This window comes from Nonomuraea sp. PA05 (assembly GCF_008086045.1).
Lineage (GTDB): Bacteria > Actinomycetota > Actinomycetes > Streptosporangiales > Streptosporangiaceae > Nonomuraea > Nonomuraea monospora.
Window position 1 is genome coordinate 165,942 of the sequence record NZ_VSEY01000023.1, and the last position, 23,498, is coordinate 189,439.

General features: G+C 70.7%; 16 protein-coding genes. 6 read left to right on the forward strand and 10 right to left on the reverse strand.

What is annotated here, in order from left to right; all coding sequences use genetic code 11:
- Nucleotides 1–2: 2 nt before the first annotated feature.
- A complete protein-coding gene (locus FXF51_RS33245) occupies nucleotides 3–1,316 on the reverse strand; it encodes a hemolysin family protein (protein WP_148438643.1) in 1,314 nt (437 codons plus the stop codon).
- An 86-nt stretch (nucleotides 1,317–1,402) separates the two neighbouring features.
- On the opposite strand from FXF51_RS33245, the gene galE reads away from it, so the two are divergent.
- Nucleotides 1,403–2,350, forward strand: coding sequence for a UDP-glucose 4-epimerase GalE (galE, locus tag FXF51_RS33250; RefSeq protein WP_148438644.1), 948 nt, complete (start codon nucleotides 1,403–1,405; stop codon nucleotides 2,348–2,350).
- Between the two features lie 243 nt (nucleotides 2,351–2,593).
- Here the strand turns inward: galE and FXF51_RS33255 are convergent, their stop codons facing one another.
- Nucleotides 2,594–3,580 (reverse strand): malate dehydrogenase, encoded by a 987-nt coding sequence (locus FXF51_RS33255; RefSeq protein WP_148438645.1) that lies wholly within the window; start codon nucleotides 3,578–3,580, stop codon nucleotides 2,594–2,596.
- 58 nt (nucleotides 3,581–3,638) lie between these two features.
- The gene (locus FXF51_RS33260) at nucleotides 3,639–5,789 is read right to left on the reverse strand and encodes a serine/threonine-protein kinase (RefSeq protein ID WP_148438646.1); all 2,151 of its coding nucleotides are present in this window, start codon (nucleotides 5,787–5,789) and stop codon (nucleotides 3,639–3,641) included.
- Between the two features lie 152 nt (nucleotides 5,790–5,941).
- On the opposite strand from FXF51_RS33260, the gene FXF51_RS33265 reads away from it, so the two are divergent.
- Nucleotides 5,942–7,069 (forward strand): saccharopine dehydrogenase family protein, encoded by a 1,128-nt coding sequence (locus tag FXF51_RS33265; protein ID WP_148438647.1) that lies wholly within the window; start codon nucleotides 5,942–5,944, stop codon nucleotides 7,067–7,069.
- A 70-nt stretch (nucleotides 7,070–7,139) separates the two neighbouring features.
- A complete protein-coding gene (locus FXF51_RS33270) occupies nucleotides 7,140–8,081 on the forward strand; it encodes a hypothetical protein (protein ID WP_148438648.1) in 942 nt (313 codons plus the stop codon).
- On the opposite strand, the gene FXF51_RS33275 is transcribed toward FXF51_RS33270, so the two are convergent.
- The 5 genes from FXF51_RS33275 to FXF51_RS33295 all read right to left on the reverse strand — a co-directional run bounded on the left by FXF51_RS33275 (nucleotide 8,075) and on the right by FXF51_RS33295 (nucleotide 17,629).
- The gene (locus tag FXF51_RS33275; RefSeq protein WP_187414697.1) at nucleotides 8,075–9,103 is read right to left on the reverse strand and encodes a polysaccharide deacetylase family protein; all 1,029 of its coding nucleotides are present in this window, start codon (nucleotides 9,101–9,103) and stop codon (nucleotides 8,075–8,077) included. The two genes, FXF51_RS33270 and FXF51_RS33275, sit on opposite strands and share 7 nt — an antisense overlap.
- 129 nt (nucleotides 9,104–9,232) lie before the next feature.
- On the reverse strand, nucleotides 9,233–14,692 hold the full coding sequence (locus tag FXF51_RS33280; RefSeq protein WP_148438649.1) for a carboxyl transferase domain-containing protein: 5,460 nt from the start codon (nucleotides 14,690–14,692) through the stop codon (nucleotides 9,233–9,235).
- Nucleotides 14,693–14,937: 245 nt separating this feature from the next.
- Nucleotides 14,938–16,155, reverse strand: a complete 1,218-nt coding sequence (locus tag FXF51_RS33285; protein WP_148438650.1) for an NADP-dependent isocitrate dehydrogenase — start codon at nucleotides 16,153–16,155, stop codon at nucleotides 14,938–14,940.
- 53 nt (nucleotides 16,156–16,208) lie between these two features.
- Entirely contained in the window at nucleotides 16,209–16,511 is a 303-nt protein-coding gene (locus tag FXF51_RS33290) for a DUF3017 domain-containing protein (protein WP_148438651.1), read from the reverse strand.
- The gene (locus FXF51_RS33295) at nucleotides 16,508–17,629 is read right to left on the reverse strand and encodes a citrate/2-methylcitrate synthase (protein ID WP_148438652.1); all 1,122 of its coding nucleotides are present in this window, start codon (nucleotides 17,627–17,629) and stop codon (nucleotides 16,508–16,510) included. The genes FXF51_RS33290 and FXF51_RS33295 overlap by 4 nt, the downstream gene beginning before the upstream one ends.
- 181 nt (nucleotides 17,630–17,810) lie before the next feature.
- Between FXF51_RS33295 and FXF51_RS33300 the strand changes: the two genes are divergently transcribed.
- On the forward strand, nucleotides 17,811–18,458 hold the full coding sequence (locus FXF51_RS33300) for an FHA domain-containing protein (protein WP_148438653.1): 648 nt from the start codon (nucleotides 17,811–17,813) through the stop codon (nucleotides 18,456–18,458).
- A 218-nt stretch (nucleotides 18,459–18,676) separates the two neighbouring features.
- Here FXF51_RS33300 and FXF51_RS33305 read toward each other — a convergent pair whose 3' ends face one another.
- Nucleotides 18,677–20,209 carry a glycoside hydrolase family 10 protein gene (locus tag FXF51_RS33305; protein ID WP_148438654.1) on the reverse strand — a complete coding sequence of 511 codons (1,533 nt, stop codon included), beginning with the start codon at nucleotides 20,207–20,209 and terminating at the stop codon, nucleotides 18,677–18,679.
- An 87-nt stretch (nucleotides 20,210–20,296) separates the two neighbouring features.
- On the opposite strand from FXF51_RS33305, the gene FXF51_RS33310 reads away from it, so the two are divergent.
- Entirely contained in the window at nucleotides 20,297–21,727 is a 1,431-nt protein-coding gene (locus FXF51_RS33310; RefSeq protein ID WP_148438655.1) for a glycoside hydrolase family 3 protein, read from the forward strand.
- Nucleotides 21,724–22,584, forward strand: coding sequence for a MurR/RpiR family transcriptional regulator (locus tag FXF51_RS33315; RefSeq protein WP_148438656.1), 861 nt, complete (start codon nucleotides 21,724–21,726; stop codon nucleotides 22,582–22,584). The genes FXF51_RS33310 and FXF51_RS33315 overlap by 4 nt, the downstream gene beginning before the upstream one ends.
- A 68-nt stretch (nucleotides 22,585–22,652) precedes the next feature.
- Here the strand turns inward: FXF51_RS33315 and FXF51_RS33320 are convergent, their stop codons facing one another.
- Nucleotides 22,653–23,423 carry an IclR family transcriptional regulator C-terminal domain-containing protein gene (locus tag FXF51_RS33320; protein ID WP_148438657.1) on the reverse strand — a complete coding sequence of 257 codons (771 nt, stop codon included), beginning with the start codon at nucleotides 23,421–23,423 and terminating at the stop codon, nucleotides 22,653–22,655.
- Nucleotides 23,424–23,498 lie beyond the last annotated feature (75 nt).

The following is a 23,498-nucleotide window of genomic DNA, read 5'->3' on the forward strand; positions in this document are numbered from 1 at the left end:
TGTCAGGAATCCTGCTCAGGGGGCGACTCGACGACCTGTCGGCGTTTCACTCTCACCCGGGCGATACGCCGCCCGTCGAGCTCGGTGACCGTCAGCTCGAAGCCGGAGAACTCCACCCGCTCCCCGGCCGCCGGCACGTGACCCAGCATCGCCATGACGAAGCCGGCCAGCGTCTCGTACGGGCCGTCCGGCAGGCGGATGCCGGTCTCGGTGGCGAAGTCGTTGAGATTCGTCAGGCCGTCGATCTCGATCTCGCCGGCGGGCAGGATCACGACGTCCTCCTCGACGTCGTACTCGTCCCTGATGTCGCCGATCAGCTCCTCGACCAGGTCCTCCATGGTCACGATGCCGGCCGTGCCGCCGTACTCGTCCACCACGATGGCCAGGTGCTGGCCCTCGTCGCGCATCTCGTTCAGCGTGGTGAGCAGGCGCTTGGAGGCGGGCACGAACTTGGCGGCCCTGATCGGCACCAGCGCGCTGATCGGCTCGGTGCGCCCGGTCAGCTCGGGGTCCAGCAGGTCGCGGACGTGCACGAACCCGATGACCTCGTCGTAGGTGTCGCGGTAGACGGGGAAACGCGAGTGCGGCAGCGTGGCGGCCAGCCTGGCCGCGTCGCTCAGCGGCGTGTCGGCCTCCATGAACTCGACCTCGGTGCGCGGCAGCATCACCTCCCTGAGCTGCCGCTTGCCCGCCGCGAACACCTCGGCGATGAGCTTGCGCTCGTCGGCGGTCAGGTCGGTGTGGCCCACCACCATGTCGCGCAGCTCCTCGGTGGTGACCTCCTCCCTGTCGGCGCCCGGGTTGCCGCCGAGCAGCTTCACCACGCCGTCGGTGGACTTGGACAGCATCCAGATGATCGGGCGCGACAGGGCTGCGATGCGGTCCAGGAACGGCGCCACGTACAGCGACAGGCCCTCGGCCCGCTGGAGCGCCAGCCGCTTGGGCGCCAGCTCCCCGAGCACCAGCGACACGTACGAGATGGCCAGCGTGACCAGCACCAGGGCGAGCACGGGGGCCACGGCCACCGGCACGCCCCAGCCCTCCAGCACGGGCACGAGCTGCGCCGCGAGCCGGTCGGCGCCGAACGCGGCCGACAGCATGGTGGCCACGGTCACGCCGATCTGGACGGCGGACAGGAATCTGTTGGGATCACGGGCCAGCTTGGCCACCCGCTCACCGCGACGTCCGCGCTGCGAGAGTTTGCGGACCTGGCTTTCGCGCAGGGAGACCATGGCGATTTCTGCGGCGGCGAAGAAGCCCCCGATCAGGATGAACAGCAGGACCAGGGCGATGTTGGCCGCGACGGTGTCAAACATGGTGGTTGGCAGCGTACTCGTCGGCTTTCCCGCGTATGCTGAACGGCAAGCCTTACAAAATCAAACATATATGAACAGGAGTACACATGCGGCTACTGGTCACCGGAGGAGCCGGGTACGTCGGCAGTGTGGTCGCCGCGCAGCTCATCGAGGCCGGACACGAGGTGACCGTACTCGACGACCTGTCAACGGGGCATGAGGACGCCGTGCCGGAGGGCGCCCGTTTCGTCCGTGCCGACATCACCGAGGCCGGGCAGGCGCTCGACGGCGTGGAGGCGGTGCTGCACTTCGCGGCCAAGTCGCTGGTGGGCGAGTCGGTCGAGAAGCCCGGCCTCTACTGGGCCAACAACCTGGGCGGGACGCTGGGGCTGCTCGACGCCATGCGCGACAAGGGCGTGGGACGGATCGTGTTCTCCTCGACGGCGGCCACGTACGGGGAGCCTGAGCGCTCGCCGATCGAGGAGGGCGACCCGACGCGGCCGACCAACCCCTACGGCGCCACGAAGCTGGCCGTGGACACCGCGCTGAGCGCCTACGCCCGGCAGCGCGGGCTGGGCGCGGTGAGCCTGCGCTACTTCAACGTGGCCGGCGCCTACGGGCGTTTCCGCGAGCGGCACGCGGTCGAGACCCACCTCATCCCGAACGTGCTGAAGGTGGCGACCGGCGAGCGCGAGTCGGTCAGCGTGTTCGGCACCGACTACCCCACGGCCGACGGCACCTGCGTGCGCGACTACATCCACGTCTCCGACCTGGCCAAGGCCCACCTGCTGGCGCTGGACGCGGTCACGCCCGGCGAGCACCGGGTCTACAACCTGGGCAGCGGCACCGGCTTCTCCGTGCAGGAGGTGATCTCGGTCTGCCGCGAGGTCACGGGGCACGAGATCCCGGCCGTGGTCGGCGACCGGCGGCCGGGCGATCCGGCGGTGCTGGTGGCCTCGTCCGCCAGGATCCAGCGTGAGCTGGGCTGGAAGCCCGAGCGGGCGGCGCTGCGCGACATCGTTTCCGACGCCTGGGGAGCGCTTTCTGGGAAATGACCATACGGAGCGGGAATGTGTGCTGTGATACCGAAATGTGAGGAGCTTTTCACCAAGGGTCACGAAGCTGATCTTCGGTGCCCTCATCATGGTCTGCAGCGCCCTGGCCGCGGCAGGCGTCGTCTTCGCCACCCCGCCGCCCGCTCCGGCCACCGAGCCGGCGTCCTGCCCCGAAGTCGTGCCGCCGTGACGAACGCGGAACGCGCGCCCCACGGCCGGGGGCGCGCGTTCTGAACAAGCAGCTCAGATGAGGCCCAGGTCCTTGACCGCCTGGCGCTCCTCGGCCAGCTCGGCCACGCTGGCGTCGATGCGCTCGCGGGAGAAGGCGTCGATCTCCAGGCCCTGGATGATCTCGAACTTGCCACCCGCCGCACGCACCGGGAACGACGAGATGAGGCCCTCCGGCACGCCGTAGGAGCCGTCGGAGACCACGGCGGCCGAGGTCCACTCGGTGCCGTTGACCCAGTCGTAGACGTGGTCGATCGCGGCGTTGGCGGCCGAGGCGGCCGAGGACGCGCCACGGGCGTCGATGATGGCGGCGCCACGCTTGGCCACCGTCGGGATGAACGTGTCCTTCAGCCACTCGGACTCGACCTGCTCGGCCGCGACCTTGCCGCCCACCTCGGCGTGGAACAGGTCCGGGTACTGCGTGGCGGAGTGGTTGCCCCAGATCGTCATGTTCCTGATCTCGGAGACGGGGACCTGCAGCTTGGCGGCGAGCTGCGACAGCGCGCGGTTGTGGTCGAGCCTGGTCATCGCGGTGAAGCGGTCGGCCGGCACGTCGGGCGCGTTCTGCTGGGCGATCAGCGCGTTGGTGTTGGCCGGGTTGCCCACGACCAGGATCTTGATGTCGTCGGCGGCGTGGTCGTTGATGGCCTTGCCCTGCGGGCCGAAGATGCCGCCGTTGGCGCCGAGCAGGTCGCCGCGCTCCATGCCGGCCTTACGCGGCATCGCGCCGACCAGCAGGCCGACGTTGGCGCCGGCGAAGGCGACGTTCGGGTCGTCGGTGATCTCGATGCCGGACAGCAGCGGGAACGCGCAGTCGTCCAGCTCCATCGCGGTGCCCTCGGCCGCCTTGACCGCCTGCGGGACCTCGAGCAGGCTGAGCTTGACCGGCACGTCGGCGCCGAGAAGCTGCCCCGACGCGATGCGGAACAGCAATGCGTAGCCGATCTGGCCGGCGGCTCCGGTGACGGTCACCTTGACGGGCACAGTGGCTGACGACGCCATGGCCTTCCCCTAACTCCCAGCACGATTCGTTGACGCCTGGGATGTTACCCGCTCGTCATCAGCAGGTTTCCATCGCGGGCACCTTCAGCTCCGCGTCGAACTCCACCTTCTCGAAGTACCTGGTCAGAAGCTGCTGGATGTAACCCTTGGCGTAGAAGTCGGCGATGAGCGCCTGCACCGCCTGGCAGGTGCGCACGTCGCCGTTCCTGATGCCCACCCCGTAGCGCTCGTTGGTCAGCTTCGCGCCGAGGATCTTGTAACGCATGTTCTCCCTGGCCGCGAACCCGGCCAGGATCAGGTCGTCGCCCGGCACCGCGTCGACCTTGCCGCTCCTGAGCAGGTCCATGCAGGCGGCGTAGTCGCTGGCCGTGACCGGCTGCACCTTCACCCGGTCCTGCACCGCGCCGACCGACGGGCTGTTGGGCGCGCAGATCCGCTTGCCCTTCAGGTCGCCGAGCTCGTCGACGCCCGCGCCCGCGCGGACCAGGATGTCCTGGTGCGCCAGGTAGTACGGGCCCGCGAACTGCGTGTCGCCCTCGTCGATCGAGTACGTGGCCACCACCAGGTCGACCCGGCCCTCGGCCAGGGCGGGCGCGCGGTCGTCCCTGCCGACCCGGACGAACGTCGTCTGCTTGGCGCCCAGCTCCGTCGCGATCCGCTGGGCGATGTCGATGTCGAAGCCCTGGAACAGGTCGCCGTTCTGCAGCGCGACGCCCGGCAGGTCGCCCTTGACGCCGATCACGATCTTCCCGGTCTGCGCCACCTTGTCCGCCACCGTGGAGTAGCCGGTGCCCGACTTGGGGCCGGGTGTCTCGTCGGCGGGGTCTGATCCGTTCAGGAAGGTCAGTCTCGACAGGCCGCCGTTCAGCACCAGCGCGATCACCGCGGCGGCGATCAGCACGATCGCGGTGGTCAGCGCCAGCCACACCTTCGCCCGCCCGCGTCGCGGCGGTTCGACGGGCTGCTCGGGCATCGGGTACGGGTGCCCCGGCCCGCCCGGCTCCGGCGGCGCCGTGGCCGTGTGGCCGCCCGACTGCGCTGTCATGGCGGGCTGCTGCCCCGAGGGATCCTGCGGCGCCACGCCCGAGGCGGCGGTCGGCGCCGACCGCACCGGCGAGGCACCCGTGTGCGGGCCGGACCCGCCGGAAGGGCCAGGCACGGGGGAAGGTCCGGACGTCGGGGAAGGCCCGGACACGGGGGAAGGGCCGAGCGTCGGGGAAGGGCCTGTGTGCGGGGACGGCGCGGCAGGGGCACCCGTCTGAGTGGACGGCGGCACCACGGACCCCTTGTGCCCCGGCTGGTCGGTGATCGACCTGGCCGACACCCTGATGAACGGCATGGTGTCGTCACTGGCCACCTCGACACCCCTGGCGAGCACCGCCGTGGACGCCCCCACCGTGGACGACTGCCCCAGCAGCCGCAGCAGGATCTGGTCGGCCGACGGCCGCTCGGCGGGCGACTTGGCCAGCGCCTCGCGCACCACGCCCCGCAGCGGCTCGTGCAGCATCTGCACGTCCACCTCGTGGTTGAGGATGCGGTTGAGCACCGTCGCGATGGACTTGCCCTCGAAAGCCACCTTCCCCGTCGCCGCGAAGGCGATGGTGGCCCCCCACGAGAAGACGTCGGTGAACGGCCCGATGTCGTCGCCGGCGATCTGCTCGGGCGCCATGTAGGCGGGGGTGCCGATGGCGCGGCTGGTGATCGTGCCGGTGGAGTCGATGATCCGGGCGATGCCGAAGTCGACCACGCGCGGCCCGTCGGCGGCGATCAGCACGTTGTCGGGCTTGAAGTCGCGGTGCACGATCGAGGCGTGGTGGATCGCGGTGAGCGCGGTGGCGGTGCCGATGGCCAGCCGGTCGAGCACCGTGCCGGTCAGCGGCCCGTCGGTCTCGACGACCTCCCGCAGCGGCCGGCCGTCGATGTACTCGCTGGCGATGTACGGCGTGTTGCCGTCGAGGTCGGCCTCCATCACCCGGGCGGTGCAGAACGACGCCACCCGCTGCGCCGCCTTCAGCTCCCTGGCGAAGCGCGACCTGGCGATGGTGTCGCCGCTGAACTTGACGTGCAGCAGCTTGATCGCGGCCCGCTCACCCTGGTCGTCGACGCCCAGGTAGACGATGCCCTGGCCGCCTTCGCCGATCCGCCCGGACAGCCGGAAGGACCCCAGCTCGGTGGGATCGCCGGCGACCAGCGGCGAAATTTGCGGCATTCGTCATCCCCACGTGTACAGAACCCCATCGACGCAAACTTTACGACGCTCGGCTACTTCTGAGGGATCGGTTAAGGTTTGGCTACATCACGGCTTCGTGTCTTTCGTGCGGCAGCTTGCTTCCTCACCCCGTTCGGGGAAGCCTCAGGATCATGGATCGCCCCTATGACATCGTGCTGTTCGGCGCCAGCGGGTTCACCGGCGCGCTGACGGCCGCCTACCTCGCCAGGGCCGCCGGCCCCGGCACCCGCTGGGCGCTGGCCGGACGCGACAGGGCCAAGCTGGAGCGCCTCGGGCTCGACGTGCCGGTCCTGACCGCCGACGCCACCGACGCGGCCTCGCTCGCCGCGCTCGCCCGCCAGACGCGCGTGCTGGCCACCACGGTCGGCCCGTACGTGCTGCACGGTGAGCCCCTCGTCGCCGCCTGCGCCGACGCCGGCACCCACTACCTCGACCTCACGGGCGAGCAGGAGTTCGTGGACCGCGTCTACGTGCACTACCACGAGCGGGCCGTCAGGAGCGGCGCCAAGCTGGTGCACGCCTGCGGCTTCGACTCCATCCCGTTCGACCTCGGCGTCCTCCACACGGTCAGCCGGCTCCCCGAGGGCGAGCCGCTGAAGATCAGCGGCTTCCTGCGGGTCAACGGGCGCCCCTCGGCCGGCACGGCGGCCAGTGTGCTGACCATCATGGGCCGCGCCCGCCAGGCCGTCGCCCAGGGCACCCAGCGCCGCTCCGCCGAGCCCAGGCCCAAGGGCCGCAGGGTCAGCTCGCTGCCGGGCGGCCTGCGTTACGTGGGCGGCTGGGCGCTGCCCATGCCCAGCGTCGACCCGCACATCGTCGGCTACTCCGCCCGCCTGCTCGATCGCTACGGCCCCGACTTCACCTACCGCCAGCACTACGCCGTGCGCACCCTGCCGAAGGCCCTGGCCACGGTGGCGGGCGCGGGCGCGTTCGCGGCGCTCGCCCAGATCCCGCCGGCGCGCCGCTGGATGCAGGGGCGGGTGCGGCCCGGCGAGGGGCCGTCACCCGCGCGGCGGGCCAGGAGCTGGTTCAAGGTCACGTTCCTGGGCGAGGGCGGGGGCGAGCGCGTGGTCACGGAGGTGTCCGGGGGTGACCCCGGCTACGACGAGACCGCCAAGATGCTCGCGGAGTCGGCGCTGTGCCTGGCCTTCGACGACGTCCCTGACCGGGCGGGGCAGCTCACCACGGCCTCGGCCATGGGGCAGCCCCTCATCGACCGGCTGCACCGCGCGGGTATCAGGTTCATCAGGAAATCCTGATTCCGGCCTGGCACCCCAGATCACAAGATCGCTAACCTGGCCTCCCCTCTCCTGAGAGGAGCGCTCCAGCATGCGCCGATCCAGCACGGTGGCAGTGGTTCTCCTCGCCATGGCCCTCAGCTCGTGCAGCGCCCCGGCCACCACCGCCGCTGCCGGGCCCACCACCCCCAGCCCCACGCTCGGTCCATGGGATCATCCGCGCACGGAGTTCGTCGTCCACTACGCGCTGCCCAAGAAGGACGGCTGCCGCGCCGACCTCGAAGCCTGGCCGCCTCCTGGCACGGCCACGTGCGTGGGCTGGCAGCTTCACCTGATCGCCAAGGAGGGCGTCCACGCGGGCGAGCTGGGCGGCAAGGCATGCGACCTGAACGACTGCAGGTCCGGCAACGTCATCCCCGACGCCGTGTCGGGGGTCAGCACGGGGCCGGGGGCGTCGCGCTCGGTGACCATGGCCGTCAGCGCGGACGGCCGGCGAGTGGCCTACCTCAGCGCCGTCGAGCGCCGCTTCGTCGGCGTCGACCTGCGCAAGAAGCTCAAGCGCCACCTCTCGCCCGTCCTGACCCCGGACGAGATGACGAAGACCTCGATCCTGGCCGACGGCGACACCTTCACCGTCTGGTACGGCGCCAAGGGCCTGCGCACCGACTTCACCACGGGCAGGACCACGCCACGCCCCGAGCCGAAGGAGGAGTGGGGCTACGACGCCTCACCCAGCGGCGAGCGCGACGCCGGCGTGAACGACGAGGCGTCCAGGAACGGCACCCTGGAGTTCCGTGACACCGCCACCAGGCGCGTGACCAGGCGACTCGTGCTCCCAGGTCTCGGCGGTGCCACCGACTCGTCCGTCATGGAGTGGCGCGGGAACGACGAGATCCTCCTGAAGATGGAAAGCGCCGAAGGCGGCGACCATCTCGGCTGGTTCCTCGTCAGCGCCACCTCCGGCGGGCTGCGCCGCCTGCCCGGGTTGCCGGCCGGCGACGAGACCGTCGTCGGCGCGCCCCGCCCTCAGTAGGGCAGGCTCCACGTGGTGAAGGACTTGCGCAGGTACGGAGCCTTGTACTTCGGATAGGCCACCGTGCGCGGATCCCCGTCCGAGGTGTAGCGCATGTCCGGGTTCTTCTTCAGCCAGTCGAGCCAGGCGTGCGAGCAGAACTGCGCGCAGTCGCCCTTCTTGTCCATGGCCTTGATCCGCGGGATCCCGGCCGCGTCGAAGGACTTGCTGAACGGCGCCGGCGCGGGCGTGTACCCGGCCAGGAAGGCGCCCTGGTGGTTGTAGAGCTTGCCGCGCATCGCCCAGTCCTTCTTGTTCGGCTGGTTGCCGTACGGCAGGGCGATCGTGGTCGGCTTGGTGTAGGACAAGGAGTTGATCTGCGCGGCGATCTTGCCGATCTGGTCCTCGACCTCCTTGTGCGAGCGGCCACGCAGGTTGAGGTGGTCGCTGGTGTGGTTGCCGATCTCGTGGCCGTTGTCCTTGAGCCAGAGCAGCATCTGCGCCTGCTCCTCGCGCACGGTCTTGCCGAACATGTCGCGCGTCACGTAGAAGGTGCCCTTGGGCTTCCAGCCCGGGTGCGCGTCGGCGACCTCCTTCATGATCGCCACCGCGGTGTCCTTCTGCGGCTCTCCCATCTGGTTCAGCGTGAGCTGCGAGGGCGAGGAGTCGTCGAAGGTCAGCACCACCGGGTGCTTGCCCGCCGGGATGTCGATCTTCCCGGCCACCATCTCGGCGGCCGTGATCGGCACGTAGTCCTCCTTGACCAGCCGCTCCAGGTCGGCCTTGAACTGCTGCGGCGACCTGTCGTCCGTCGTCTGCGGCTTCGGCACGATCCGGTGGAACATCAGCACCGGGATCTGGCCGAGCTCGTTCGCCCGCACCTGGGCGGCTTGCTTGACCTTGGCGGCCTTGGTCGCCTTGAGCTTGGCGGCGGCGTCCACCTTGGTCTCGGCCAGCTTGGTGGTGTCCGGCTGAGAGTCGCAGCCGGTCAGGATCGCGGCGGCGGTGAGCGCCCCCAGCCCACTCAACATTCTCAGTCGCATCCGAACCCCCCGAAACGCGTACGACTGTCTTGAGCTGCCTCATACCCACGTGATCAACAGCGCCACGCCGCCGTACGCGTCAAGACATGGAAAAGGGCCGCACAGGGGCGGCCCTCGTCCTGGGGGTCACTACTTCAGGCGCGCCTCGATGGCCTCGATGACGCGCGGGCGCAGCTCGGCCGCGCCGATGACGGCGTCCACGGAGCCGACCTCGACCGCGCGCCGGATGTTGTGCACCCGGTCGAACTCCGCGGCCACCTCGCCGAGCTTCTCCGCCCGTACGGACGCGCGCAGCTCGTCCAGCTCGGCGGTCAGCGCGGCGCGGTCGGCACCGGCGGCGGCCGCGACGCGCGCCTCCAGGCCCTGTACGCGCCCGTCGGCCGCGGTCCTGGCGTTGACCTCGCCGGAGAAGACGACCGCGGCGGCGGGGGCACCACCGAGCACGGAGGCGAACGAGCCCTCCAGCGCCAGCACGGTCATGTTCGGGTTGAGCGCCTTGGAGAACACCACGAACGCGCCACCGTGGTACCGCGAGATCACGCAGAACACGATGGGCCCGCGGAAGTTCACGATGGCCCGGCCGATCTCGGCGCCGTACTCGAGCTGGAGCTTGCGCATCGACTCCGGCGAGCCGTCGAAGCCGGACAGGTTCGCCAGCACCACCAGCGGCCGGTTGCCGCTGGCCGCGTTGATCGCCCGCGCGGCCTTCTTCGACGAGCGGGGGAACAGCGTGCCCGCGGTGTAGGTGTCGGGGCCGTCCGTGGGAGGGAAGCCGCGCCGCGGCACCGAGCGCGACTCGATGCCGAGCAGGCACACCGGCATGCCGCCGAGGTGCACGTCCTGCACCACCGCGGTCTCCGCGTCGGCCATGCCCGCCCAGCGCTCCAGCACCGGGTGGTCCTGGTCGGACAGCGCCCGCATCACCGTGCGGATGTCGAACGGCTTCTTGCGGTCGGGGTTGGCCGTGCTGGAGAAGATCTCGCCGACCGTGGTGAAGTCGCTGCCCTCCACGACGTGCGGGAAGTCGGAGACGTCACGGTCGATCGGGTCGTTCGTCCTGGCCCGTCGCGGCCCCTGCTCGCCCGGGGCGACGTAGGTGTGGTCGTAGTGCGACATGAGCACGTCGCGGGCGGCGGACAGGTTCGGCGCCCAGTACTGGGCCTGCCCGTTCGGGCCCATCACGCGGTCGTAGCCGCCGATGCCGAAGTTGTCCTCGGCCGAGACGCCGCCGGAGAAGTCGAGCGACTGCTTGCCGGTGAGCACCATCGCCGAGTCGGGCGTCATGACGAGGATGCCCTTGGTGTGCATGAGCATCGTCGCCTCGGCGTTCCAGTACGGCTGCGCGCCGACGTTGATGCCCGCGACCACGATGTTGATCTCGCCGCCGTCCTGGGTGAACTCCACGATGCGCTTGAGCGCGGCGGCCACCCAGTCCATGTTCTCGGTGCCCGACTCCATGGAGATCCGGGCGCCGGCCGACAGCGCGTACCACTCCAGCGGCACCCGCATCCGCTCGGCCAGGTCGAGTGCGGCGATCACGCGGCGGCACTCGGGCTCCGACAGCGCGCCGAGGGACTTGGTCGGGTCGCCGAGCAGCACGACCCTGGTGATGCCCTCGGGGTGGAGCCTGGTCCGCGTGGTGACCACGCCGGCGACGAGCGCCGCGGTGTTGCGGCCCTTGGGCCGATCGACCGGCACCAGCGTGTGGTCCGCGTCGAGGTCGTGCTCGGCGAAGTCGCCGAGCACGCCGGTCAGCTCGTACGGGTAGACGGTGTTGCGGCTGCTGGCGCGCAGCACCTTCTGCCGGTAGTCGTCGAGCGGCTCGATCGGCTCGTCCGACGGCTGGCTGATCGTCAGCTTGGGCGCGCCGGTGGCGTCGAGCGAGATGCGCACGGCGACCTTGGTCAGCGCGCCGGTCTCCGGGTCGCGCTGCCGGGCGATGAACAGCGTCTCCTCCAGGCCCGCGCCCGCCGTGGTCGGCAGCACGCGCCTGGCGAGCATCTCCATCTCGGCGCGGGTGAGGTTGCTGGGCGGCCAGACGTAGATCACGATCCGGTTGGTGTTGAGCCGCTTCTTGGACGGCCTGCGGGCCTGCGCGCGGCGGATCGAGTCGACGCAGGCGGCGATGATGTCCTCGGCCGTGGGCAGCGCGACGAGCCTGCCGTCGTGCTCGCGCAGCTCGGTCAGGTCGCGGACCTGCGCGAAGGCGATGAGCCTGTCGTCGGACGGGTTCTCCCTGGCCACGCACTGGAAGAGGTAGACCTCCTCGTCCGACGACGGGAGCCGGGTGAGGTCGAACTTGTTCAGCCGCTCCAGTTGCATGCGCTCGGCGATGTACGGGTGCAGGCCGCGGATCAGCCGCTCCTCCGCCATCCCCTCGGGCGACGGGCGGAAGGTGAAGTGGTGGTGCATGACCGCCCCGCCACGGCCCGCGACGGTGGTGGTGATCCTGCGGACCTGCTCGGGCAGCGGGTGCGCGGCGATGACCTCGTGCAGGGCTGCCGCCGCCGCGTCCGGGTCCTCGGGCTGGCCCTCCCAGACGAGGTAGATGTCGGCGTCCACGACGTCCTCGCGGGCGCCGGTCAGCTCCGCCAGGCCGCGCAGCGCGCCGCCCAGGGCGTCGAAGCCGACGGCGGAGGAGACGACGCACGAGCCCGCGCGCTCGGCGATCAGGAACGTGCAGCCCGCGACCTCGCTGGTGCGAACGGCGATGAGCGGCTTGTTGCCGTAGTACCGCCGGGTCAGCACCTCCAGCATGACCGCGTTGTCCAGGTTCTCGCGGACCAGGCGCTGGCCGAGCAGCCGCACCAGCGGCTCGGTGCTGCGGACCATCTCGGCGACGCGCTCGGCGCGGTCGGGCGCGCCGGGGTGCGCGTCGAGGTGGCGCAGGTGCTTGCGGACGCCGGCGTAGACGCGGGCGCGGTTGCGGCGCAGCAGCGGCTGGCCGAACCAGGCGAACACCACGCCGCGCGCGAGGTCGGAGATGACGGGGAAGCGGACCTGGGTCGCGGCCAGCAGCCGCTCCAGCACCAGGCCTGCGGGCTCGCGCAGCGCCTCGTCCGGCGGCGGCTCGCGCAGCCAGGAGCGCAGCAGGCTGACCAGCACCGCGGCGTCGGCGGACGCGCGCTGCTGGGCCAGGAAGATTCGGAACACGGCGCCTTCCAGCTCGCCGGTGCGCTCCAGCTCAGTGACGCCGTAGTGGCGCAGCGCCTTGGCGAGCCTGGCCTGGAAGGTGGAGGGCAGCCCGGCCCGCTCGACGTCGAGGCTCTGCAGGTAGGTGTGGAAGTACTCGCGCGGGCTGTGTACGTGCTCGTCGCCGTCCTCGCCGGCGAGCCGGTTGCGGCTCAGCTCCGCCAGGTCGGCGAAGACCTCGAACAGCTCCAGCTCCTCGGCCAGCGGCCGGTGGCCTTCCTCGATGAGCGTACGGCGGGCGGCGAGGTAGTCGTCGAGCACGCGGCGCTCGTCGTGCGGGTCGAGGTCGTAGCCCAGCAGCAGGCTGCGCAGGCCGTCCTGGCCGCGCCTGGCGCGCTCGATCGCCGGGACGGTCTCGGGCGCCACGGGCAGGTCCAGCTCGACGGCGCCCGCCGCCGAGACCTCGTCGGCAGCGGCGTCGTCGGCGAGCGGCTCCAGCCGCAGCAGCGGCGCGCCGGTCTCGACCTGGCTGCCCACGGAGACGGCGATCTCCTTCAGCCTGGCCTTGAACGGCGCCCGCAGCACCGTCTCCATCTTCATGGACTCCAGCACCAGCACCGGAGCGCCCGCCTCGACCTCGGCGCCCACCTGCAGCGGCGTGGCGACGACCAGCGCGGGCGCGGGCGAGCGGACGACGCCGCCCTCGTCGCGGCTGACGCGGTGCGCCACGCCGTCCACCTCGATCAGGTGGGTGGCCCCGTGCGTGCCGATGAGCAGGCGGTAGCGGCTGCCGTTGACGACGATCTGCCCGGTGTAGCGGTCGAAGCGGTCGAGCTCGACGTCGGCGGTGCGCAGCTCGCCGCCCGCCTCGACGGCGACGCGGAAGCGGTGCGCGCCGACCCGGGCGACGCGCACGCGGTAGCCGGCGCCGCGCAGCTTGAGGTCCAGCGGGCGGCTGCTCTTGTGCTGCACCTGCGGGCGCCCGCCGAACGCCGTGGCCAGCAGCCGCTGCCGCTCGGCGCGCTCCTCCTCCTCGTACGCCTCGATCGCGGCGGTGGCCAGCGCGACGCCGGAGTGGCGGTGGGAGACGAGCCTGCCCTCGCCGCGGACGCGGTCGATCCAGCCGGTGTCGGCGCTGGCGTCGATCACCTCGGGCTGGTCGAGCAGGTCGAGCACGAAGCTCTTGTTGGTGGCGCCGCCCTCGATGATCACCGAGGTGCGGGCCATCGCCCGGCGCAGCCTGCCGAGGGCCTCCTCGCGGTCGCGGCCGTAGGCGATGATCTTCGCGATCATGGAGTCGAAGTCGGCGGGGATGGTGTCGCCCGCGCTGACGCCCGTGTCGACCCGGATGCCGGGCCCCGCGGGCAGGTCCAGCCGCGCGATGCGGCCGGGGGACGGCGCGAAGTCGCGGTCGGGGTCCTCGGCGTTCAGCCGGGCCTCGATGGCGTGCCCGCGCTCCGCCGGCGGCGCTCCTTCGAGCCTGCCGCCGGAGGCCACGTGGAGCTGCGCCTTGACCAGGTCGAACCCGGTGGTGGCCTCGGTGATCGGGTGCTCGACCTGCAGCCGGGTGTTGACCTCCAGGAAGGCGAACATCCGGTCGCCCGGGTGGTAGAGGAACTCGACGGTGGCCGCGCCCCGGTAGCCGACCGCGACGGCCAGCCGCTCGGCCGACGCCTTCAGCTCGGCCGCCTGCTCGGGGGCGAGCACCGGCGACGCCGACTCCTCGATGACCTTCTGGTTGCGCCGCTGCACCGAGCAGTCGCGCACGCCCAGCGCCCACGCGGTGCCCTGGCCGTCGGCGATCACCTGCACCTCGACGTGCCTGGCGCCGGTGACCAGCCGCTCCAGGAACACCACGCCGCTGCCGAACGCCCGCGCGGCCTCCTGGCTGGTGCGCTCGTAGGCGTCGTCCAGCTCCGCCTCGTCATGGATCACGCGGATGCCGCGTCCGCCGCCGCCCGCGGTGGCCTTCAGCATCAGCGGATAACCGATCTGCGCCGCGACCGTGCGGGCGGCCTCCAGGCTCTCGACCGCGCCGCGGCTCCACGGCGCGACCGGCACGCCGACCTCCTCGGCGATCAGCTTCGCGCCGATCTTGTCGCCGAGCTTGCGCATGGCGTCGGGGCTCGGCCCGACGAAGGTGACCCCGATCCTGTCGCACAGCTCCGCGAACGCCGGATCCTCGGCGACGAAGCCCCACCCGACCCACGCGGCGTCGGCCCCCGTCTCCACCAGGGCGCGCTCCAGCGCCTTCAGGTCGAGGTAGGGGCGCGCCGAGGCGGGGCCGAGGTCGTAGGACAGGTCCGCCTCGCGGACGAAGGTGGCCGTACGGTCGACGTCGGTGTACAGGGCGACGGTCTCCATCCGCGTCCCGGTCTCCGCGGCGAGGTCCCGTACGGCGTGGATGAGGCGCATGGCGGCCTCACCACGATTGACGATGGCGACACGATTGAACACCCGACCGAGCCCTCCTGTAGACCAACCCTGTAGATCAAGATGCGTGCCTCACGGCACGACAGCCCCGTGCAGTATCAACTCTTCCGTCTCTCCGCCACTGACGCCCATGTCGTACACAGCGCACGCTGCGGGGCTGCATTTGTGGGAAACCCCCAAAAAGCCGACTGCGCGCGAAGCGGCGGCAGACAGTGAAACGACCTCTACCATGCGGCGTAACCGCAGGTAGAGGTCGTTTTCGACGGCGTTTAGGCCGACATCTTCTTCTTGAGGTTCTCGTCGAGAGCCGCCAGGAAGTCCTGAGTGGTGAGCCACTTGGCGTCGCCGCCGACGAGCAGCGCGAGGTCCTTGGTCATCTGACCGCCCTCGACCGTCTCGACGCAGACCTGCTCCAGCTTGTCGGCGAACTCGGTCACCGCGGGGGTGTTGTCGAGCTTGCCGCGGTGGGCCAGGCCACGGGTCCACGCGAAGATCGAGGCGATCGGGTTCGTGGAGGTGGGGTTGCCCTGCTGGTGCTGGCGGTAGTGGCGGGTCACGGTGCCGTGCGCGGCCTCGGCCTCGACGGTCTGGCCGTCGGGGGTCATCAGGACCGAGGTCATCAGGCCGAGCGAGCCGAAGCCCTGGGCGACCGTGTCGGACTGGACGTCGCCGTCGTAGTTCTTGGCGGCCCAGACGTAGCCGCCCTCCCACTTCAGCGCCGCGGCGACCATGTCGTCGATGAGGCGGTGCTCGTAGGTGAGGCCGGCCTTGTCGAACTCGTCCTTGAACTCGGTCTCGAAGACCTCGGCGAAGATGTCCTTGAAGCGGCCGTCGTAGGCCTTGAGGATCGTGTTCTTCGTGGAGAGGTAGACCGGGTAGCCGCGGTTGAGGCCGTAACGCATCGACGCGCGGGCGAAGTCGCGGATCGACTCGTCCAGGTTGTACATCGCCATCGCGATGCCGCTGCCGGGGAAGTCGTACACGTCGAGCTCGATCGGCTCGGAGCCGTCCTTGGGGGTGTACGTCAGGGTCAGCGTGCCCTCGCCGGGGATCTTCAGGTCCGTCGCGCGGTACTGGTCGCCGAAGGCGTGACGGCCGACGACGATCGGCTTGGTCCAGCCGGGAACGAGCCGCGGCACGTTCGACATGATGATCGGCTCGCGGAAGATCACGCCGCCGAGGATGTTGCGGATGGTCCCGTTGGGGGACTTCCACATCTTCTTGAGTCCGAACTCCTCGACGCGCGCCTCGTCCGGGGTGATGGTGGCGCACTTCACACCGACGCCGTACTTCTTGATGGCGTTCGCGGCGTCGATGGTGACCTGGTCGTCCGTGGCGTCCCGGTGCTCGATGCCGAGGTCGTAGTACTTCAGGTCGACGTCGAGGTAGGGAAGGATCAGCTGGTCCTTGATGAACTGCCAGATGATCCGGGTCATCTCGTCGCCGTCAAGCTCGACGACGGGGCCCTCCACCTTGATCTTGGGCATGCGAATGGTTCCCCTTCAATGAATGGATGCGTTGAGGCTATCGGACCGCCAGGTCACGGTGCGAAAAGGGACAGGATGAGCGCCTTCAGCTCGTTGTTGTAAAGCAGGAGCGAGGTCAGGACCAGCACGAACCCGAACACGGACAGCGTGATGACGTCGGCCTTCTTGCTCCTCAGCGCGAGCTGCCCGCCGTACCCGGCGAAGCGCAGCGCGGCGGCGACCATGATGACGGCGCCCAGCACGAACCCGCCCCAGCGCGGGTTCACGATGACGACCACGAGCATGCCGACGGCCGCACCCGCCAGGATCAGCGGGTACGGCCCCCAGCTCTCGCGCTTCTCAGTCCCGTGGCTCAACGTTCTTCTATCGGCTTCCACTTCTGGTCGGTCTCACCGATGTACTCACTGTCGGGGCGGATCAGCCTGTTGTCGGCGTGCTGCTCGATCACGTGAGCGGTCCAGCCGGACATCCGGCTGATGGAGAAGACCGGCGTGAACAGATCGGTCGGGATGCCCAGGTAGTGGTAGACCGAGGCGGCGTAGAAGTCGACGTTGGGGTAGAGACCCTTGGTCTCGAAGACGACTTCCTCCATTTCCTTGGACATCCGGTAGTACGTGTCGTCACCGCTGGATTCGCCCAGCTCCGCCGACATCCTACGCAAATGCGTGGCGCGCGGGTCCTCGGTCTTGTAGACGCGGTGACCGAAGCCCATGATCTTCTCGCCGGCGGCGAGCTTGTCGCGCACGGCCTGCGCCACGCCTCCCGGCGACAGCGACTCCAGGGTCTTCATGACCTGCTCGTTCGCCCCGCCGTGCAGCGGGCCCTTGAGGGTGCCGATGGCGGCGACGATGGCGGAGTGCATGTCCGACAGGGTCGCGGCGCAGACGCGGGCGGCGAAGGTGGAGGCGTTCATGGTGTGGTCGGCGTGCAGGACCAGGCACTCGTCGAAGATCTCGACCTCGCGCGGGCCCGGGGTGCGGCCGGTGACCTGGAGCAGGAAGTTCGCGGCGATGCTCAGCGACGGGTCCGGCTCCGGCACGTCGGTGCCGTTGCGGGCCGCGTGGTAGCGGGCGACGAGCAGCGGCTGCTGGGCAACCAGCCTGGCCGCCTTGCGCAGGTTGGCGTCGGGCGCGATGGAGTCCTTGTCGGGGTCGTCGGCTCCCGACAGGGAGACCAGCGAGCGCAGCGCCTCCATGGGTTTCTGTTTCTCGGCGATCTCGGCGATGTTCGCGGACACCAGGGCGCCCAGCTCCCGGCCCCGTGCCAGCTCGGCGCCGTACGCGTCGAGGTCGGAGCGGGTGGGCAGCTTGCCACGCTGGAGCAGGTGTGCGGTCTCCTCGAACGTCGCGCGGCCGGCCAGGTCGTGGATGTCGTATCCACGGTAGAAGAGGCGACCGGCCTTTCCGTCGATGTCACTCAGCGCTGTGGACGCCGCGACGACATCGGCCAGACCTTTCGTGGGCTTGTCCGCCATGAGTGTTTCCTCCGCTTATCTTCGCCCGAAGTCTACCCGTGAGCAGGCAAAACCGACCGCAAAGGTCCAGACCAATTTCACGTCGGATTCTCCTTTCGGCAAAGGAGATTCCGCATCCCCTCGGTTGGGTAAGCCGGAGCTGTAGTAATAGTTACGGCGGGCTACCTGGGGAGGAACTGCCGTGGAGGGGCCGTTCATACGCATCGAGGACACTGGCGAGGTGGTCCCGTTGCGCCCCGAGATCACGACGGTCGGAAGGGGCCGGGGTGTAGACATCCGGCTCACCGACCCCAGCGTGTCTCGACTCCATGCCGAGTTCGTCAGACGAGGACCCTACCTGTACGTGGTGGACCTGGGCTTGTCCAGGAACGGCACGCGGGTGAACGGCAGGCCGATCGCCCGGAGGGTTCTTGACGACGGCGACGTCGTCTCCTTTGGCGCGGCGCGGGGTCGCATCGGTGGAGTCCCCCGAGAGGACTTCACCCCCGAGGTCGAGCTGCGCAGGGCGGCGGCGCCCGAGCTGACCAGGCGCGAGGTCGATGTGCTGACCTCGCTCTGCAGGCCGGCGCTGTCGGACGAGGCGTTCGTCGCTCCGGCGACCGCTCGCGAGATCGCCGACGACCTGGTCGTGACGGAGGCCGCGGTGAAGCAGCATCTGCTGCGGCTCTACCAGAAGTTCAGGATCCCGGAGGGCACCAACCGGCGCACCCGGCTGGCCAACGAGGTCGTGGCGCTCGGTCTGGTGCGCCCGACCCCTGTGGTCCCGCCACAGCGGGCGTCGGGCAACTCGGCCGAGCAGCCTTCGGCGGCCGGGCGCAGGGCGTCTTAACAGGGATTCTGAGTTCGCGACCGGGGCTACGGCGAGGGGTTCCGGCAGCGTCGGACCCCGAGCCCCCACCGTGCCGGTGAAACGGCACGGATTCGAGCAGCGGTGACCGTCCGAAAGGGCGTGTACGCCGGGCTCGTCGCCGGTCAGGAAAACGGCCAGCGACGCGCGCAGGCGTAGCACGCCCTCACTTCAACTCAGTTCAATCCGGGCAGCACCCCTCAGATCGCCCGGAACCCGTTGCTCGGCTTGCTGGTCCGGTTGGCCCGGTCCACCGCCACGGCGTAGTAGTGGTCGCCACGCTCGCCGTCGGGGTCGGTCCAGCGGATCTGCCGGTCGCCTGGCACGATCGCGACGAGGTTGCGCGCATCGGCGAAGGCGCTGGCGGAGTGCGCGTGCCGGTCGAAGCGGTAGATGGCGAACAGGAACGGCTCGTCCCTGCCTGTGGCCACCGCCCGCACCTCGACCCCGCCGGAGCGGCGCTTGGCGTAGGCCAGCACCGGCCGCCTCGGCGGCTCCCCGTTCGCCAGCCTGGGCAGCACGGGCGCGAGCGCGGGCCGCTGGTAGTGGTCGTTGACGGCCGTGGAGATGGACCCGATCCTGTCCACCTTGACGTCGTTGGCGTTGTACCAGATGTCGCCGCCGATCTCGGGGTGCTCGCGGTTGAGCGTGAGATGCCTGGACAGCTCGTCCGGCACCTGCCACTCGGCCGCCTGCGCGGGGTCGCCCGCCTTGTACGCGGCCTGCCCGATCCACAGCAGCGTGCTGGTGCCGCTCGCCACGTCCGACCACCAGGGCACGAGCTTGGAGTAGTCGGCCGGCGGCTGCCCGATGTACCAGTAGAGCTGCGGCGCGATGTAGTCCAGCCAGCCCTTCTTGACCCAGCCGCGGGTGTCGGCGTGCAGGTTGTCGTACGACTGACCGCCGTTGGTCTCCGAGCCGAGCGGGTCGGTGGCCTTGTTGCGCCAGATGCCGGACGGGCTGATGCCCCAGGCGATCTCCGGCTTGGCGGCCAGCACGCGTTGCTGCATCTCCTGCACCATGAGGTCGACGTTGTTGCGCCGCCAGGAGGCCAGGTCGGGGAAGCCCGCGCCGTACTTGGCGAACTCCTCGGCGTCGTCGAAGGCCGTGGTGTTGGTCGGGTAGAAGTAGTCGTCGAAGTGCAGGCCGTCGATGTCGTAGCGGGTGACCGCGTCCATCATCGCGTCCTGGCAGAACTTGCGGACCTCGGGCATGCCCGGGTTGTAGTAGAGCTTGCCGCCGAACGGCAGGATCCAGTCGGGGTGCTGACGGCCGGGGTGGTCGGGGTGCAGCTTGGCGGGGTCGGCCTGCATCGAGACGCGGTACGGGTTGAACCAGGCGTGGAAGGCCAGGCCGCGCTTGTGCGTCTCCTCCACGGCGAACCCGAGCGGGTCGTAGCCGGGGTCCTGCCCCTGGGTGCCGGTCAGGTACTGCGACCACGGCTCGTACGGTGACGGCCAGAACGCGTCGGCGGTCGGCCTGATCTGCACGAACACCGAGTTGAGCTTCCTCTGGACGGCCACGTCCAGCCAGGCGAGGTACTCGGCCTTCTGCTCGTCGGCGCTCAGCCCGGGCTTGGACGGCCAGTTGATGTTGACCACGGAAGCGATCCACATGCCCCGCATCTGCCGTAACGGCGGCACGTAGCCGGCTTCTGCGAAGGCGGGCAGCGGGACGGCGGAAGCGGCGGCGGCGAGGGCGAGACCCTTCAGGAGAGTCCTTCTGCTGGGCATGGGGGGTGGCCTCTCGGAAGTGGTTGTGTCGAGGCCGACGATGACAGAAAATTACCTTCAGATCAACAACCGTGAAGGAAAATGCCGATGAGCCGTGACCTGTGCAGACTGGCGATGACGGTGCTGCATCCGGGGTTCGACGGGACCTCCGCCCCCGACTGGCTGCGCCGCGCGCTGGGAGAGGGTCTCGGCGGCGTCGTGCTGTTCGCGCGCAACGTCGTCAACCCCCGGCTCGTACGGGAGCTGCGCGCCGAGCACCCCGGCACCGTGATCGCCATCGACGAGGAGGGCGGCACCGTCACCCGGCTGGAGGTCATGGCCGGCAGCTCCTTCCCCGGCAACCGGGCACTGGGCGTCGTGGACGACGTGGCGCTCACCGAGCAGGTGGGCCGCCAGATCGGCCGGATGCTCGCGGATCTCGACATCACGCTCGACTACGCGCCCTCCGCCGACGTGAACGCCAACCCCGCCAACCCGGTCATCGGCGTGCGCTCGTTCGGCCCAGAACCGGACCTCGTCGCCCGCCACACCGTCGCCTACGTGCGCGGCGTGCAGGGCGCGGGCGTGGCGGCCTGCGCCAAGCACTTCCCCGGCCACGGCGACACCGTCACCGACTCCCACCTGGCGCTGCCCACCGTGCACGCCTCGCGCGAGGTGCTCGCCGAGCGCGACCTGCCGCCGTTCCGGGCCGCGATCGACGCCGGGGTGCGCTCGATCATGTCCGGCCACCTGCTCGTGCCCGCGCTCGATCCGTCGATGCCGGCGACGCTCAGCCGTACCGTCCTGACCGAACTCCTGAGGGGCGAGCTCGGATTCGACGGGATGCTCGTCACCGACGCGATCGAGATGCGGGCGGTGGCCGCCATGTTCGGCCCCGGCGAGATCGCGGTGCGCGCGATCGCCGCCGGCGTGGACGCCATCTGCGTCGGCCTGACCACCGAGGACGGGCTGCGCGAGCTGCGCGACGCGCTCGTGGACGCCGTCCGCGACGGCAGGCTGCCCGAGGAGCGGCTGGCCGAGGCCGCCGCGCGGGTGAGCGCGCTGTCCGGCTGGTACGACGGGCAGTCCCGCGCCAGGGCCGAGGCGCACGACGACCTCGACGAGGGCGTCGGCCTGCGGGCCGCCCGCAGGGCGCTGACCACGTCGGGGGCCGCCGGGCTGGACCGGGCGCCGCTGGTCGTCGAGATCAACACCCGGCTCAACCAGGCCGTGGACCCCGCCACGCAGACCGGCGTCACCGCCGCGCTGGCCGCCCTCCTGCCGAACACCGGCAGCGTCCGGCTGGGCCCCGACGGCGAGCTGCCCGTCTTCGACGAGCGGCCGGTCGTGCTGGTGGTGCACGACGCCGCCCGGCACCCCTGGGTCCGCGACACCGTGGCCAAGGCGCTGGCCGTCCGGCCCGACGCGATCATCGTGGACACCGGCGTCCCGGCCCCGCCACCGGGCGCCACGCACGTCGCCACGCACGGCATCTCCAGGGTCTCCGCGCTGGCCGCCGCCGAATGGCTGGTCGCATGAGCGCCGAACCGGCGAACCCGGTCGCGGCCGTACGCGCCGTGCTGCCCTCGCTCACCCCGGCGGCCCAGTCGATCGCCCGCCTCATCCTGGACGACCCCGGGCTGGTCGTGCGCAGCACGATCACCGAGTTCAGCGCCGTGTCCGGGACGAGCGAGGCGACGATCGTGCGCACGGCGCGGGCGCTGGGCTTCACCGGCTACTCGCAGCTCCGCTTCGCGCTGGCCGCGGCCGTGGCCAAGGAGCCGGAGCGGCTGGTGCCCGGCGACCTCGGGCCCGACGACCCGCTGACGGACGTGATCGCCAAGGTGGCGCGGGCCGAGTCGGAGGCGCTGGCCGACACCGCCGCCCAGCTCGACCCCGACCAGCTCGGCGAGGTCGTGACCGCGATCTCCGAGGCGCGGCGGGTGGACGTGTACGGCGTGGCGGCCTCGGGGCTGGTGGCGGCCGACATGTCGCAGAAACTGCTGCGGATCGGGCTGTCCAGCCACCCGTTCAGCGACGCCCACCTGGCGCTGACCAGCGCGGCGCTGCTGAAGACGGGCGATGTGGCCGTCGCGATCAGCTGCACAGGAGAGACGCCCGACGTGCTGGTGCCCGCCCGGACGGCGGCCGCGGCGGGGGCGATGGTGGTGGGCATCACGAACAATCCCCGGTCGTCGCTGGCCGAGCTGGCGGATCACACACTGGTGTCCGCGGGGCGGGAGACGGCGTTCCGGCCGGGGGCACTGGCCAGCCGGATCAGCCAGCTGCTGATCGTGGACTGCATCTTCGTGGGGCTCGCCCAGCGGCGCTACGAAACGGCCGACGCGGCGATCCGCGCCACCCGGCTGGCCACGGACCGCTACCGTGCCCGCTGACCCGCCCACCCCGAGGTGGCCGCGATCTGAGGTGCAGGTCCTGAGTGAAGAGGGCAGGTGGGCGGTGATCAGGCGCGGGTGGGGGACAGCGAGGCGAGGTCGGCCTCGATCCGGCCCGCCGTGGCCAGCAGCGGCGGCAGCAGGTCGCGCTCGGCGGCCTGCAAGCTCGTCCGGGTGGCGTGCGTCGAGACGTTGACCGCCGCCACCGTCCGTCCCGTCCGGTCCCTGATCGGGGCGGCGATCGAGCGCAACCCCTCCTCCAGCTCCTGGTCCACCATCGCCCACCCGCGCTCCCGCACCCCGTCCAGCTCCGCCCGTAACGCCGCGGGCAGCACGATCGTGCGGGAGGTGAGCCGCCGCGGGCAGACCCGCGACAGGTACGACTCCAGCTCCTCCCCGGGCAGCGCCGCCAGCAGCACCCGCCCCATCGACGTGCAGTAGGCCGGGAACCGGGTGCCGATGCTGATGCTCACGCGCATGATCCGCGCCGTGGCCACCCGCGCCACGTACACCACGTCCTCCCCGTCGAGCACCGCCACCGAGGCCGACTCGCGCACCTCGGCGGCCAGCCGTTCGAGGTGCGGGTCGGCCACCTCGGGCAGCGACAGGCTGGACAGGTAGGCGTAGCCCAGCTCCAGCACGCGCGGCGTCAGGGCGAACAGCCGCCCGTCGGCGCGCACGTACCCGAGATCGGTCAGCGTGATGAGGAACCGTCTGGCCGCCGCCCTGCTGAGCCCGGTCGCGCGGGCCACCTGGCTGAGCGTGAGCTCGGGCTCGGCGGCGCTGAACGCCCGGATCACCGCGAGCCCGCGGGCCAGCGACTGCACATGATCGACCATGGTGATCCCCTTGACAGGAGCCGACAAAGGCGTAGCTTCCGCGATACGGGGTTGTTCGAGCAGAGAATACCTGTG